This window comes from Marinobacter sp. es.048 (genome assembly GCF_900188435.1).
Taxonomy (GTDB): domain Bacteria; phylum Pseudomonadota; class Gammaproteobacteria; order Pseudomonadales; family Oleiphilaceae; genus Marinobacter.
In genome coordinates this window covers 622,358-637,790 of sequence record NZ_FYFA01000002.1, presented here as the reverse complement: position 1 = coordinate 637,790, position 15,433 = coordinate 622,358, and the positions used below count along the sequence as shown (strand labels likewise).

The window sequence follows — 15,433 nt, the reverse complement described above, 5'->3', positions numbered from 1 at the left end:
TGATTCGGCGTTGTTACTTCGCTGCGCGCTTTTTCGCGTCGGCCTCCTTCGGAACCGAGACAACGACGCTGTCTGACAGGCGATCGGTAACCGAAAGGCCGTTAATCGGATAAAACAGCGCGACAATCGCCGGGATGCTCAGAAACAGAGTGGCTGCTCCGAAATAGTAGCTGCCCAGAAGCGTCAGGAAGATCACGGCAGCAGCCGTCACATACCGCCTGAGCGCCTTTGTCCAGCTCACCGACGTACCGTCAATATTTTCAATGCGGATCCGCCACACCTGCATACCCAGGGTCTGGCCGATGCGGGTCCAGAAGTAGCCGAAGAAGAGGTAAAGAACCAGGAACAGGGTGAACGTAAGCCCGGGGTCTCCGGAAAGCTGGCCTGCCTCGGCCATCTGTTCGTACCTGTCCCAGCCGGTGATCCAGCCGGCCACCATGGTGTATACCCAGGTAGCGACAAGCAGCACGGCAATGCTGATCAAACCGTCGTAAATAATGGCAAGGGCACGTTTGAGGGCGGTGGCTGGTGGGAATAGTTCCTCGGCGTCATGGAAGCGTCGGGGCATGGAATCTCCTGTGATGTTTCACGTTTTTCCTGTTCTCGGCGTGTGCTAGAGTAGCGGATTTGCACAAGCATGTAAGTATTCGTATTCAATCGCGGACCGGGCGGCATTTCCGCCGGGTTTCTGGAAAGGTATCAAAGGGCTATGAAAACCGCAGAGTTGCGACAGGCATTCCTCGATTATTTCAAACAGCAAGGCCACACCATTGTTCCAAGTAGTTCGCTGGTACCTGCGGACGACCCCACATTGTTGTTTACGAATGCGGGAATGAACCAGTTCAAGGACCTGTTCCTGGGTCGTGAAGAGCGTGACTACACCCGGGCAACCTCCTCCCAGAAATGTGTCCGCGCCGGTGGCAAGCACAACGACCTCGAAAACGTCGGCTATACCGCCCGTCACCACACCTTCTTCGAGATGCTGGGCAACTTCAGTTTCGGTGATTACTTCAAGCGGGAAGCGATCAACTACGCCTGGACGTTCCTGACCTGCGAAAACTGGCTGAACCTGCCCCAGGAAAAACTCTGGGTTACCGTTTACGCGGAAGACGACGAAGCCTTCGATATCTGGAACAAGGAAATCGGCGTGCCGGCAGATCGTATCGTCCGTATTGGCGATAACAAAGGCGGTCGTTACGCTTCTGACAACTTCTGGCAGATGGGGGACACCGGTCCCTGCGGCCCCTGCACTGAAATCTTCTACGATCACGGTCCGGATGTCGCTGGTGGACCTCCCGGGTCACCGGAAGAGGACGGCGATCGTTACATTGAAATCTGGAACGTGGTGTTCATGCAGTACAACCGCACCGCCGACGGAGAGATGCTGAAGCTGCCCAAGCCGTCTGTTGACACTGGCATGGGGCTGGAGCGAATCACCGCAGTTCTGCAGGGTGTGCATAGCAACTATGAGATTGATCTGTTCCAGGATTTGCTGGCAGCCGCCTCACAGATTCTGGGCGGTGCTGCAACCACGGAAGCATCTTTGCGCGTGGTCGCGGACCACATCCGCTCCTGCGCGTTCCTGATCGCGGACGGCGTCATGCCCTCAAACGAGGGGCGCGGTTTTGTGCTGCGCCGCATCATTCGTCGTGCCGCCCGCCACGGCAACAAGCTGGGTGCAACCGGGCCCTTCTTCTACAAACTCACCGGCGCCTTGTGCGAGCTGATGGGTGACGCTTTCCCGCAACTGGTCAGCAGCCGCAAGCAGATTGAAAAGGTGTTGTTGCAGGAAGAGGAGCAGTTTGCCAAGACGCTGGACAAGGGCCTGCGCCTGCTTGAGCAGGACATTGCCGAGCTCAAGGGTACCGAGATTCCGGGTGAGACGATCTTCACGCTTTATGACACCTATGGTTTCCCGGTCGACCTGACCAACGACATCGCTCGCGAACGAGGTCTGACGCTGGATTACGAAGGCTATGAGAAGGCGATGGAAGGTCAGCGCGAGCGCGCCCGGGCAGCCAGCAAATTCGGGATCGACTACAACGCCGCCGGCCTGCAGCTTGAGGGCAAGACTGAGTTTACCGGTTACGAGCACATTGACGGTCACGAGAAAATTCGCGCTGTCGTCGTCAACGGCGAAGAAAAGACTGCCGAAGCCGGTGATGAAGCCGTTGTGGTGCTTGAGCGCACGCCGTTCTATGCGGAGTCCGGTGGCCAGGTGGGCGATACCGGTCTGCTGACCTGGAGCGGTGGCCGGTTCAAGGTGACGGATACGCGCAAGGAAGGTGATAATCACCTGCACCTTGGCACCCTGATTGAGGGCGAGCTGTTCCCGGGTCTGGAGGTTGACGCGCGGATTGATCATGCCCGCCGCGAGCGCACCAAGCGCAACCACTCCGCGACGCACTTGCTGCACGCGGCCCTGCGTAACGTATTGGGTGAGCACGTGAGCCAGAAAGGTTCACTGGTGGATCCGGACAAACTGCGTTTCGATTTCTCCCATTTCGAAGCCGTTACCCCGGAGCAGCTTCGCGAGATCGAACGCCAGGTGAACGAGCAGATCCTGGAAAACAGCCCCGTACAAACCGAAATTACCGACATGGAAAAGGCCCAGGAAAAGGGCGCCATGGCCCTGTTCGGGGAAAAATACGGAGATGTGGTCCGGGTACTCAGCATGGGTACCGACAACTACTCTGTTGAACTCTGCGGCGGTACCCACGTTTCCCGCACCGGCGACATTGGTCTTTTCCGTATTACCTCTGAAAGTGGCATCTCATCCGGTGTGCGTCGTATCGAAGCCGTTACCGGCATGGGCGCGCTGGATTGGATCGACGGTACCGAGCGCACTCTTCGCGAGGCGGCTCGCCTGGTGAAAGGCTCCCGCGAATCCGTGATTGAAAAGGTTCAGCAGACCATTGATCGTAACCGTCAGCTGGAAAAGGAAGTGGATGCCCTGAAGGCAAAACTTGCCTCTTCTGCCGGTACCGATCTGGCCAGCACCGCTGTTGATGTGTCCGGGCTCAAGGTCGTGGCTTCGGAGCTCGAGGGCGCCGATCGCAAGGCCCTGATGGAAACGGCCGATCAGTTGAAGAACAAGCTGGGCGAAGGTGTTGTGGTGCTTGCCAGCGTGGAAGATGGCAAGGTGACCCTGGTTGCCGGCGTCACAAAATCAGCCACTGGCAGGATCAAGGCCGGGGACCTGATGAAGCATCTGGCGGCTCAGGTTGATGGCAAGGGCGGGGGGCGACCCGATATGGCCCAGGGCGGTGGCAACGATCCGTCCAAGCTGGAGGACGCCCTGGCGGGTGTCGCCGGTTGGGTCGAGAAAAATATCGCTTAAGCAACTGTTTTTGTGAGCGGGCTGGGGTTTATAATCCCGCCCGTTTCTTCTAATTGGCGGAGCATCATTCCGCTGTGAGTCCCCGTTTCGGATATTGGGAAAATAATGGCTCTGTTGGTTCAGAAATTTGGTGGCACATCGGTTGGAACAACCGAGCGTATTGAAGCGGTAGCCGAGAAGGTGAGCCGTTTTCGGAAGGAAGGTCATGATGTTGTTGTCGTGGTTTCCGCCATGAGCGGTGAAACCAACCGGCTGATCGGCCTGGCGAACGACATTATGGAAGAGCCGACACCGCGTGAGATGGACGTGCTGGTCTCCACGGGTGAACAGGTGACAATCGCGCTCTTGTCCATGGCGCTCCAGAAGCGCGGCTGTGAAGCGCGTTCCTACACTGGATCCCAGGTACGAATCCTTACTGACAGCAGCCACACCAAGGCGCGGATCAAGCAGATTGATGAGCAGCGCATGCGCGAAGACCTGGATGCCGGCCGGGTAGTAGTTGTTGCCGGATTCCAGGGCATGGACGAAAGTGGGAATATCACCACTCTGGGACGTGGTGGGTCTGACACCACGGCCGTAGCGTTGGCTGCCGCGCTCAGGGCAAATGAATGCCAGATCTATACTGACGTGGATGGTGTTTATACAACCGATCCCAGAGTTGTGGACACTGCGCGCAGGCTGGAGCGGATTACGTTCGAGGAAATGCTCGAGATGGCCAGTCTGGGCTCAAAAGTGCTCCAGATCCGCGCGGTAGAATTTGCAGGTAAATACAACGTTCCGTTAAGGGTGCTTTCCAGCTTCCAGGAAGGCGAAGGCACCCTGATTACTCTTGAGGATGAAAACGCCATGGAACAACCGGTTGTTTCCGGCATCGCTTTTAACCGTGATGAAGCCAAACTGACCATTGCCGGCGTACCGGACACCCCGGGCAGCGCGCTTCGCATTCTGAAGCCGGTGAGTGACGCCAATATCGAAGTGGATATGATCGTGCAGAACGTGGGTGAGGATAACCGCACAGCCTTCACGTTCACCGTCCATCGCAATGATTTCAAGCGTGCGAAAGAAGTGCTTCAGCGTGTTGCTGACGAACTGGGCGCTCGTGAGGTAGCCGGCGACAGCAAGATTGCCAAAGTCAGCATCGTGGGTGTCGGTATGCGTTCTCACGCTGGTGTGGCAACTCAGATGTTCGAGGCGCTGTCCAACGAGGGAATCAATATCCAGATGATCTCCACATCAGAAATCAAGATTTCCGTGGTGATCGACGAGAAATACCTTGAGCTTGCGGTTCGCGCGCTACACAGCGCATTTGAACTGGACAAGCCCGCGGTATCGGAAGAGGCCTGAAAACCGCAGATAAAAGGTCGGTCTGCGGGGCCTGCGAAAAAAGGGCATCATATACTGAGCCTATGACAAACGTGCACCGTATAAGGGAATGTGCGTCTATAGATCAGTAAGTGATCCCACTATAAAAGCAATAAATAGATCAAAAAACCATTTATCGGAACAGGTAGCTCTGGATAGGGAGTAAGGGATATGTTGATTCTAACTCGCCGCGTTGGCGAAACTCTCATGGTCGGCGACGATATCACCGTCACCGTCCTGGGAGTGAAAGGCAATCAGGTGCGCATTGGCGTCAATGCCCCGAAAGAAGTCGCGGTACACCGTGAGGAAATCTACCAGCGGATTCAGTCGGAAAAAGGCTCTGAAGAGCCCGAGCCCGGCAACAGCTGAGAGACAGAAAGCCGTTCAAGGGAAACCTGAACGGCTTTTTTGTTGGTGAGGGGAAACGGGCCCGAAAAATCTCGTGTCAACCCTATGAAAACAGAAAAATTATGGTAGTATACGCCCCGTTCTCAAGGAGAGGTGGGTGAGTGGCTGAAACCAGTTCCCTGCTAAGGAACCGTACGAGCAATCGTACCGAGGGTTCGAATCCCTCCCTCTCCGCCATTTCCCTTTCGGGAAAGTGAGACAGGTTGAAGTAGCATTCAACCACAGCAAGTGATCAATGTGCGGCTGTAGCTCAGCTGGATAGAGTACCTGGCTACGAACCAGGCGGTCGGAGGTTCGAATCCTCCCAGCCGCGCCATCGATCAACCTGCCACAAGTTTTAAGCGGCTGTAGCTCAGCTGGATAGAGTACCTGGCTACGAACCAGGCGGTCGGAGGTTCGAATCCTCCCAGCCGCGCCATATCAAACAAAAAACCCCGCCTTGTGCGGGGTTTTTTGTTTGCATCTCCTGCTGGCCGATGGACAGCATAACCCCGCCTGACTACTTTTATTCAGTAAAGCCTCGTTGCCCATCAACCTCTCGGTGTTTGCGTCTTGAGAGGCCATTTGAGAGGGTTTTGACTCAATGAGTCTCTGATTGGCTGACTGGATTTATGTCCAAAGATTGGGACCCCCACAAGTCCGTGCCGCCCCCCGTTCATCGAGTTGAGCGGAAGGAACCTTTGCCCTGGCAAACTCCAAAGGCAGCGGAGGACGACCCGGAAGCACTCGAGCGGGTTCAGGCACTGATTGCGAGCCCGGGTTATCGTCAGGCGGACCGCGATGTTGAGTTTCTCAATGAGGAAGACACCCGTGGTGTACGCCTGCAGATTGACTATCTAAAGCCCGAACTGTTGCTGCAGAAGCACGGAATCGAGCACACGATCGTGGTGTTTGGTAGCACTCGCCTGCATCAGCCTGAGGCGGCACAACGTAAAGTCAGAGCTCTCGAGGAGGCGTTGGCTGGCTGTCCTGAAAACGAGGATCTCCGGCGTCGCCTGCAAGTGGCAAAGGCGATTGAATCGAAAAGCAGTTACTACGAGGAAGCGAGGAGATTGGGAAGGCTGGTCGCCGAGTGCGGCGCCGGTCCAGAAGATCCTCGCGTCACGATGGTTACGGGCGGTGGGCCGGGTATCATGGAGGCGGCAAATAGAGGCTCCTTTGACGTGGGAGCCAAATCTGTCGGTCTTAATATTACGCTGCCCCACGAGCAGTTTCCGAATCCTTACATCACCCCGGACCTGTGTTTCCGGTTTCACTATTTTGCCATGCGTAAACTCCACTTTCTGAAGCGGGCGAAAGCACTCGTCGCCTTTCCGGGTGGCTATGGCACCCTGGATGAGCTGTTCGAAACTCTGACGCTGGTCCAGACTCGAACCATTTCGCCGTTACCGATCGTGTTGGTGGGTGAGTCTTTTTGGCGCAAGGCAGTAAACGTCGATTTCCTTGTCGCTGAGGGAGTGATCGACGAAGAGGATCGTGAACTGTTCTGGTATGCGGAAACCGCCGAGGAAATTTGGGACGGAATCCGACATTGGCATCGGGCCAGCGGCAGTCCACTGCCGAACACCAACTAAAGGAATCAGGCTGATGGAGATTTCATTTCACGGAGCCGATCTGGGCGTAACCGGATCATGCCATCTGGTCCAATGCGGCGGTCAGAAGATATTGATCGATTGCGGTCTTTACCAGGGAGGGCGTGAACTGAATGAAGAAAATCGGGAGCCGCTTGGCTTTGATCCGGCTGAGATAGATTACCTTTTGCTCACTCACGCCCATCTGGATCACTGCGGAAGATTACCGCTTCTGGTGAATCGAGGCTTTCGTGGCGAAATAATCACAACCGCTGCAAGCAGGGAGTTGGCCAAGCTGGTTATGCTGGATGCAGCGGGACTCCAGGAAGAAGAGGCCGAGAGGCAAGCCCGAAGACATGCTCGACATGGGCACAGCAAAGAAAAACTGATTGGCCCGCTATACACAACTCTTGATGCACTCAACAGCCTCGATCATTTTGGCCGCACAGCGACGTATGGGGAGACTATAGCGCTGGGAAAGGGGGTTCAGGCGACCTTTTCTGATGCCGGACACATTCTGGGTTCCGCATCTGTTTTGCTGGAGCTTGAAGAGGGAAGAAGAAAGAAACGGGTGTTGTTCTCCGGGGATCTGGGCTATCAGGGACGCGCTATACTGCGGGATCCAAATCCACCTTCCGATGTGGACGTGGTTGTTATGGAGACAACCTATGGCGATCGCCTGCATAAGACGCTGAAGCCCTCCATTGAGGAACTTTATGAGGTCATAAACAGTACGTTCGCCGCGGGCGGCAATGTCATCATCCCTACCTTCGCTCTGGAGAGGGCCCAGGAAATTCTGTATTACCTTCGAGAAGGCATTAAGGAGGGAAGCCTGTCGGGTTCAACCCAAGTGTTTCTGGATTCTCCTATGGCTATCTCTGCAACAGAAATTTTCCGGCGTCACCCAGAGTGTTATGACAAAGAGGCGTGCGATCTGTTCAGTGGCGGGCAGGATCCTTTTAATTTTTCAGGCCTTCACTTCACGCGTCAGACTTCCGAGTCGATGGCGCTGAATCGGCTTGGAGCGGGCGCAGTCATAATGGCGGGTTCCGGCATGTGTACTGGCGGCCGGGTTCGTCATCATCTGAAGCATCACTTGTGGCGCAAGGACTCCAGTATCGTGTTCGTCGGATTTGCCGCCAGAGGCACCCTGGCGCGGCTTATCGTGGATGGCGCCAAAGAAATTCGACTGTTTGGCGAGGAGATTCCGGTGCGAGCCAACATCCATACCATCGGCGGATTTTCTGCCCACGCAGATCGCGATGAGCTGTTGGCCTGGCACCGACGGACCGGGAGTCCAGGTCGAACGTTTCTGGTCCATGGTGAGCAAGATACGATGGAATCGTTTGCCGCGCAGCTGAGCAATACGGAAGTCATCATGCCAGACCTCCACGAGGCGTATTCCCTTTAGTTTGCTAGCCATTGCTACAGGGCAGGGAGGCTAAGTTCATGGATAGTAAGGAGACCCTCAGTCACTATGAAGGCCCGCTTACTCCCGATGAGCTGCAAGGCATTCACGCCTATCGGAGGGCGGCCAATTACCTTTCCGTCGGTCAGATCTATCTTCAGGACAACCCACTGTTGCGGCAGCCCCTGAAACTTGAGCATATAAAACCGAGGCTGCTGGGACACTGGGGCCCGGTGCCCGGGCTCAACCTGGTTTATGCCCATCTTAATAGGGTTATTCGAGCGCGTGATCTGAACATCATGTACGTCACGGGGCCGGGTCATGGAGCGCCGGGAATTGTCGCCAACACGTATCTGGAGGGCACCTATTCCGAAGTCTACCCCAGTGTGAGTCGTGATGAGGAAGGGATGCAAAAGCTGTTTCGCCAGTTCTCCTTCCCAGGCGGAATCCCCAGTCACACCGCACCGGAAACGCCTGGTTCGATTCATGAAGGCGGCGAGCTCGGGTACTCGCTCAGCCATGCCTTTGGTGCGGCCTTCGATAATCCCGATCTGATTGTGACCTGCGTGGTTGGTGATGGTGAGGCAGAGACCGGCCCGGCTGCAACCGCTTGGCACTCCAACAAGTTTCTGAATCCCGTTACTGATGGTGCGGTGTTGCCGGTCCTTCATTTAAACGGCTACAAGATCGCCAATCCCACCATACTGGCAAGAATAAGCCCGGAAGAACTCGAGGACCTGTTTTCCGGTTATGGTTACAAACCCTACCTTGTTGAAGGTGATGATCCTCTAGCAGTCCATCAGAGGATGGCGTCGGTTATGGATGAGGTTCTGGACGAGATCCGCTCGATCCAGTCTCTGGCCAGAAATGGCAGGGGTGCAGGCTGCCCCCGCTGGCCAATGATCATTCTGAGAACACCAAAGGGGTGGACCTGCCCCAAAGAAGTTGATGGTTTGAGGGTTGAGGGCTACTGGCGCGCCCATCAGGTACCTTTTGCCGAGTTGGCCAGTTAACCAGAGCACCTGCGTGTGCTAGAAAACTGGATGAAAAGCTACCGGCCCGAGGAGTTGTTCGACGACAAAGGATCGCTCAGGTCTGAACTCGCAGCGTTGGCCCCGCAAGGTTTACACAGGATGGGAGCCAATCCCCACGCCAACGGAGGCCTGTTGCTCAGGGATTTGCGACTTCCCGATTTTGGCCACTACGCAGTTAATGTCCCGGAACCGGGCGCAGTGCTGGGGGAAGCGACGCGACATCTGGGCGAATACCTCCGCGATGTCATGGCGCAGAATAGAGAAAACCGGAATTTTCGGGTGATGGGTCCGGATGAGACAGTGTCTAACCGACTTGGAGCTCTGCTGGAGGTGACGGATCGGACCTGGCAGGCAACGCGCATGGATTACGATGATCATTTGTCACCGGATGGCCGGGTAATGGAGATCCTCTCCGAACACACCTGTCAGGGGTGGCTTGAGGGTTATCTGTTAACGGGCCGTCACGGCTTTTTCTCCTGCTATGAAGCGTTCATCCATATCATTGATTCGATGTTCAATCAGCATGCGAAATAGCTGAAGGTGAGTCAGGGTATTTCTTGGCGCAGGCCGGTGGCTTCGCCTTCCATGGCTATCCCTGGCTGATTCATCGCTTGGCTTACCGGAGAACGAATCACCGGAATCTTCATGTGCGCGGGTATAAGGAGGAGGGCACGACAACAACGCCCTTTGATATGGCCGTGTTGAACGATCTTGATCGATTCCATCTGGTTATGGATGTCGTCGATCGTGTGCCGCGGCTTATGCAGAGGGGGCCTACCTCAGGCAGCACATGCAGGACCGGTTGACGGAACATAAGCAATACATTGAAAGGGAAGGTCAGGATATGCCCGATATCCGGAACTGGCGCTGGACAGAGAGTTGAACTTTGTGCGGGCACTTGCCATGAGTCAATTTATGGTCGATCAATATTTGCACAATCGTTAAGCTGATGGCTATCCTTCAAAATGAGAAGAAAGAGCTGTTAGCAGATTGTTTATCAAGGAGGTCGACCATGAGCAAAACTATAAACGGCACTTATGAAGATCACGACCAGGCCAAGAATACCTGGGACGATTTGATTGCAACCGGTATTCCCAGAGACAACATTTACATTGACGAAGACGCCAAGCTCGTCAAGGTTATCGTGCCTGCAGAGACCGAGCGTGAGGTTCGGGAAATCTTCGATCGCCACAAGCTTCAGTGAACCCAGGCGATGCTTTAATAGGGAAGGGAGCAATGATATGAGCGGCAAGGATGGGGATGTAACGGGACGCAGGCGCGGAGACAGACTCCTCAAAGAAGAAGTTCACGACCCATATGTGGCTCGAAGCAAGCCCGCGGAGCCTACCACGTGCCCTGTTTGTGGCGCTGTTTTTCATAAAGGGCGCTGGCAGTGGGCGGTCCAACCGGGTGGGGCGGCTCACGAGATGATGTGCCCCGCCTGTGAGCGGATCAGGGATGATATGCCAGCGGGGATTCTCACGCTCTCTGGACGGTTCCTCGGCAGGCATCGGGATGAAATCCTGAAACTCATCCATAACAAGGTAGAGGAAGAAAAAGTCGAACACCCGATGAAACGTCTCATGGGTATCGAAGACGGTCCGGAGGGAGAGTTGATTGTTCGGTTCACCGATCTTCACCTTCCCCGGGGTGCCGGGGAAGCGATTGAGCGAGCCTACGACGGTGAGTTGGAAATCCAGTACACCAAGGAATCGAACCTGGTTCGGGTGTACTGGAATCGGGATGAGTAGATAGCAGGCTTTCCAGTTAAAGCCGGAACCGGGAAACCAGATTCTGCAGGTCGCTGCCGAGTCTGGCCAGCTCGCTGCTGGAGCTCGCGGTTTGATTCGATGAGGCGGCGGACTGATCGGTAACATCCCGAATGCTGGTAATGTTCTGGTTGATTTCCTCGGCCACAGATGTCTGTTGCTCGGATGCCGTGGCAATCTGGCTGTTGTATTGTTTGATGTCCTCGACGGCGCGGGCAATGCGCTCGATGGTCGCTCCGGTTGCCGTGGCACGCTCAAGGGTGTTCGAGGCCATGGTAGTGCTCGACTCCATGGCAGATACCGAGTTGCCGGCACTGCTCTGAAGAGACGTTACCAGCGTCTCGATTTCCTGGGCGGATGATTGGGTCCGTTGCGCGAGGGAGCGCACCTCGTCAGCCACAACGGCAAAACCGCGACCCTGCTCGCCAGCCCGTGCTGCTTCAATGGCGGCGTTCAGTGCCAGGAGATTGGTCTGTTCGGCGACGGATTTGATGACGTCCAGCACGGTGCCGATGTTGGCGGTCTCTTTCTGGAGTCCCTGGATGGTTTCCATGCTTTCGCTGACTTCCCGCGCCAGGTTGTTGACCTGGTCCACGGTTTCGCGAACTTCCCGCTCACCATCAACTGCCTGACTCGCTGCATCGGTGGCCACCGAAAAGGCCTGCTCGGCGCTGCGAGCGATCTCGCCAACGGTTGCGGTCATTTCATTCATGGCCGTGGCAACCTGATCGGTTTCCTGTTTCTGGCGATTGATGCCGTCGCTGGTCTGGCTGGTGACCGTTGAAAGCTCCTCTGCCGAGGCGGCGATGTTGGAGGCTCCGGATTCAATGCTTCTGACCAGTTCCCGGAGACTGGTTACCATGGTCGCCAAGGCCGCCATCAGTCGACCAATCTCGTTGGTGCCGCTCGCCTTGATGTCTACGGTCAGGTTGCCAGAGGCTACTTCGGATGCAATCTTCACCGCCTCGTTAACCGGGGAGACGATGGCGCGAGTAATGAGGTACGCCATCAGGATGCCGAGCACGAGGGCGATGCCGGTGGCGCCGAAAATCAGCCAGGATGCCTGCTGCCGGTCAGCTTCCATCTTTTTGGTCTGAAGTGCCCGAAGGTTGTTTGCCGATTCGATGGCACTTCGTGCCGTGCTGACCATGTCATCTGAAAACTGCTTTCCGGCGTTGGTAAGGTCTACCACGTTTCGAAATTCAGAGACATAAGTATCGAGAGCCGCGTTAATCTGCTCCTTTTCCTCGGCTGTTATCGCTGCTGACTTAAGGGGACCCTGAACCCGTTTGGCGTCATCAAGGTAGGCTTTCACGCTTGCATCGTCCTGCTCAATGAGGAACTTGCGCTCAGAGCGACGCATATCCTCAAAAATGGCCGAAGCAAAGAATAGGGAACTGTGGGCCTTGAGGGAGGATCCGAAGATGCGTGCGCTGGTCTCCAGGCGCTCAAGCGCCTCCTCGCGCTCACCGATGTTTGTTTCAACCTGCCCCATCAGCTGCTGGTAGTTTTTTACATCAGCCTGAATCTGTCCCAGCGTTTCGATATCTTTGGGCGCTGCCAGCAATGGTTTGATGTCATTGGTCAGCCCCAGGACCCGATCGCCCTGTGCCTGGGTCCGGGAGACAGCCTGTGTTTCACCGGTCAGTAGGAAGTTCTTCTCTTCAACTCGTGCCTCGGTGAGGTTGGTGTTCACCTGCCCGAGCATGGCGACGCTATTTGAGCGCTGGCCATAGCTCTCAAGGGCCCGATCGCCCACCAATCCCACCACAATGGTCAGCAATAGCAGAACCGAAAAACCTCCAGCCAATCTGGTCCGGATGGTCATGTTGGTGAAGAAGCTCGAGAGTGTCATGGTTGTCCTTATTACTTGAGGGCTGTATCAAAGAATGGTTTCGCCTCACTTTCTTCACGGCGCAGGAAATACAATTGATACACCGGGGCGATTTCAAATCTTTTATTTGCAGCTATTAACGCCATTTTTCTCGCAATAATCCAGAGGCATACCGTAACAGATAGTTTCTTGACGAGTTTATTTGATACGGAAATGTAGCTACTTGCGGAAAATTAAAATCATTAAGCAGTGAGCCGACGAGTGCTGAAAGGTGAACACTATCTGATTAGTATCCAGGTCTGTTCGACGTTAAAGGTGCGACAAAAAGCTGCATCTATCGATTTGGGGGGCCAACAGGAATGACTGGCTGTAGCCTAGAGCGCGGTTATGGAGTTTTCTCCCATGGCGGATTGTCTTTCAGACTTCTGCTGGCGGGCGCCTCATGGCAGGAGGTGCGGCCGATCACGATGCTGCAGGTTTGTGTTTCTGGCGCAAGTATAAGAACCGTTCATTCTAGGTTGTCCTATCTGTTGTGCCTAAAGGGCATTTGCTTATCGTTTTTTGTGCTTTACCATGGTAGGTGACGAGAGCGATTCTTAACTGCTCTGTGTTTTGAGTTTTTCTGAGCTCTAGAAAGGAAAGCAATATGGTCAGTATAAAAAAAGATTTTGCGAGAAATCGGCTCGCTAGCGCCGTGTTTTGTTCCATGATTGGCCTGCCGTGTGTAGCTGTTGCGGCAACGATGGAGGGAGTGAACGAAGAGAACCTTGCGGTTCCACCGGTTGAAGGTAAAACCCTGGTGTATACCGATACAGAGGGAACTGCCAGCTTTGGCTGGTTGGACCCCATAAATGATTTTGGTGTTCCGGGTTTAGGCATTGAAGTTTACAAGGAGCCGTTCACGGCCCAGCAGAAATACGATTTTGCTGGTTGTCTGATGGCCCAGCCGGATCGACAGCTTCTGGATCCGCCGCAGACGAACTGTACGGCTCCCCCTGATTCAGGTAAGCGCTTCAAGCTGAAGACCACCGAAACAAACGCTCCGATTGATCTGGTAGTAGACGTAACCGCTGATGATAGCGCCAAACTTTATCGAGTGATTGGAAAGTTCTCGAATCTTACCGATGCATCGAACTCGGTTGGCGGCGATCTGAACGCCTTCCGGTTTGAAACCGGTTTTGGTGTTGGTAACGACTTTATCGCGTCTTCAGCGGGCGATGGCCTGTCATTTGGGTTTGCTGACGCCAGTACCAAGCTGACCATAGGTGATCTCGGCAAATCTCCGGGTGGCTTGTTTGGTGGTAGCAAGGTAGAAGGTCTGCCGTTCTTCAGCACCAATGTGAGTGGGTTCGAAGAATCGGAAGCTACCGCACTTGATGAAGATACAACAGAAACCACTGGAACAATGCCGGCTCCTTACTTCAATTTGTTCGAGGACTGGCGCACGCTGAGTGAAGTCCCGACTGGGTGGTTCATCGACCACGACGGTAATCCGGCAAACGATTCCATCCTTTTGGCATACAATGCCGATACTTCTGAAGCCCCTGACTGGCAGACTTATGAAAAAGTTTTCCAAGATGCGATGGACGACCCGAGTATGGGATGGGATGGAAATGTAGTTTATGAATTCGATCATGATGATGATTCGAATACTGATCCTATTCCTGTTGACATTCCAGCTGTTAATTGGGATCCCAATGGGGCTTCATTTGCTTCCTCGGTGACAGTGACGGTCGATAATGGGGATGGCACTGACACTGATTATGAAGTTTCGGATTACGTAAAAGATGTTCTACCGCTCGTCGAAACTCTTGGTGAAGGGGATCCCGGCGATACACAATTCGATGCGATTTCGCTCGTGCAGTCAGCCGCTGTGGACCTTTACGATGGCTCATTCGATGTCCTAATCGATGGTGAAGCCGTAAATATCGCCAGCTTTGATGCAGAGCCTGACGGAAATCCGGATTGGGCAGATATGCCACCGACGGTCGCAGAGGTTATTGGCGAATCGGATGATACATCTGCAGAAACCGATGATCTCACATTTGCTACGTATAACTCCGACCCTGATCCCACCGTTGACGGTGAGGATGGAGTTTATGACGTGGCTGCTGGATATGTGGGTAACACCTATACCTACACAGACAGCGAGACTTCGGAAACTGTTTCAGTGACGGTTCCCGAAACGCTCACACTTGATGAGATGGCTGCTGTTATCGGTACCGGCGCTGACCCGGTAACACTGACTGCAGCGGATGAGTCTACGGTGACTCTGGACAGAAGGGCAGGCTATTTACAGGGGCCGATTGAAGACCTTGCAAACGTTAACGTCAATACCACCATCAGCGTGGATGACACTTCCTCCTGGCCAACCTGCACCAGTGATGGTACTGAGACAAACTGTACCTTCACACTGCGTGTTACCGGTCTGAACGATGCCGTTGAAGAACCAACTATTCCGGTAACCCCGGTTGAGCCGGAGCCCGAAGAGCCCACCGATCCTGATGACACAGCGTCTTCCAGTGACGGCGGCGGCACCATCTTCGGCTGCACCGCAGGCAAGCCGGGTTCCCCATTCGATCCGGTTCTGCCGGGCCTGGTTCTGATGGCGTTGGGTGGCTTGTGGGCGCGCAAGCGTCTAAGCAATGCCTGAATAACCTGTCGTTAAAAGGCGCAAAGAAAAAGCGGGGCTGAAAATCAGCCCCGC

10 protein-coding genes, 3 tRNA genes and 1 pseudogene are annotated in these 15,433 nt (G+C 54.8%); 12 read left to right on the top strand and 2 right to left on the bottom strand.

Annotated elements, in window-relative coordinates:
* Window positions 1–13 precede the first annotated feature (13 nt).
* Entirely contained in the window at window positions 14–568 is a 555-nt protein-coding gene (locus CFT65_RS13975; RefSeq protein ID WP_088828710.1) for an RDD family protein, read from the bottom strand.
* A gap of 141 nt (window positions 569–709) precedes the next feature.
* Here CFT65_RS13975 and alaS point away from each other — a divergent pair, with 141 nt between their 5' ends.
* From alaS to CFT65_RS13920, 11 genes and pseudogenes are all read left to right on the top strand, one after another.
* Window positions 710–3,340 (top strand): alanine--tRNA ligase, encoded by a 2,631-nt coding sequence (gene alaS, locus CFT65_RS13970; RefSeq protein WP_088828709.1) that lies wholly within the window; start codon window positions 710–712, stop codon window positions 3,338–3,340.
* Between the two features lie 105 nt (window positions 3,341–3,445).
* Complete coding sequence (locus CFT65_RS13965; RefSeq protein WP_088828708.1) at window positions 3,446–4,684, top strand: aspartate kinase; 1,239 nt, start codon at window positions 3,446–3,448, stop codon at window positions 4,682–4,684.
* A 189-nt stretch (window positions 4,685–4,873) separates the two neighbouring features.
* Complete coding sequence (gene csrA, locus CFT65_RS13960; protein ID WP_008172808.1) at window positions 4,874–5,071, top strand: carbon storage regulator CsrA; 198 nt, start codon at window positions 4,874–4,876, stop codon at window positions 5,069–5,071.
* A 126-nt stretch (window positions 5,072–5,197) separates the two neighbouring features.
* Window positions 5,198–5,287 (top strand) — tRNA-Ser (locus tag CFT65_RS13955).
* Between the two features lie 62 nt (window positions 5,288–5,349).
* A tRNA-Arg gene (locus CFT65_RS13950) sits at window positions 5,350–5,426 on the top strand.
* A 25-nt stretch (window positions 5,427–5,451) separates the two neighbouring features.
* Window positions 5,452–5,528 (top strand) — tRNA-Arg (locus CFT65_RS13945).
* A gap of 262 nt (window positions 5,529–5,790) precedes the next feature.
* Window positions 5,791–6,684 (top strand): TIGR00730 family Rossman fold protein, encoded by an 894-nt coding sequence (locus tag CFT65_RS13940; protein ID WP_088828707.1) that lies wholly within the window; start codon window positions 5,791–5,793, stop codon window positions 6,682–6,684.
* Window positions 6,685–6,697: 13 nt separating this feature from the next.
* On the top strand, window positions 6,698–8,092 hold the full coding sequence (locus CFT65_RS13935; RefSeq protein WP_088828706.1) for an MBL fold metallo-hydrolase RNA specificity domain-containing protein: 1,395 nt from the start codon (window positions 6,698–6,700) through the stop codon (window positions 8,090–8,092).
* A gap of 38 nt (window positions 8,093–8,130) precedes the next feature.
* Window positions 8,131–10,006, top strand: a pseudogene (locus CFT65_RS13930) (phosphoketolase).
* A 129-nt stretch (window positions 10,007–10,135) separates the two neighbouring features.
* A complete protein-coding gene (locus tag CFT65_RS13925) occupies window positions 10,136–10,327 on the top strand; it encodes a hypothetical protein (RefSeq protein ID WP_088828705.1) in 192 nt (63 codons plus the stop codon).
* A 37-nt stretch (window positions 10,328–10,364) separates the two neighbouring features.
* Entirely contained in the window at window positions 10,365–10,874 is a 510-nt protein-coding gene (locus tag CFT65_RS13920) for a BCAM0308 family protein (RefSeq protein WP_088828704.1), read from the top strand.
* A gap of 16 nt (window positions 10,875–10,890) precedes the next feature.
* On the opposite strand, the gene CFT65_RS13915 is transcribed toward CFT65_RS13920, so the two are convergent.
* Window positions 10,891–12,747, bottom strand: a complete 1,857-nt coding sequence (locus CFT65_RS13915; RefSeq protein ID WP_088828703.1) for a HAMP domain-containing methyl-accepting chemotaxis protein — start codon at window positions 12,745–12,747, stop codon at window positions 10,891–10,893.
* 625 nt (window positions 12,748–13,372) lie between these two features.
* Here CFT65_RS13915 and CFT65_RS13910 point away from each other — a divergent pair.
* A complete protein-coding gene (locus tag CFT65_RS13910) occupies window positions 13,373–15,379 on the top strand; it encodes a choice-of-anchor F family protein (protein WP_088828702.1) in 2,007 nt (668 codons plus the stop codon).
* Window positions 15,380–15,433: the final 54 nt, after the last annotated feature.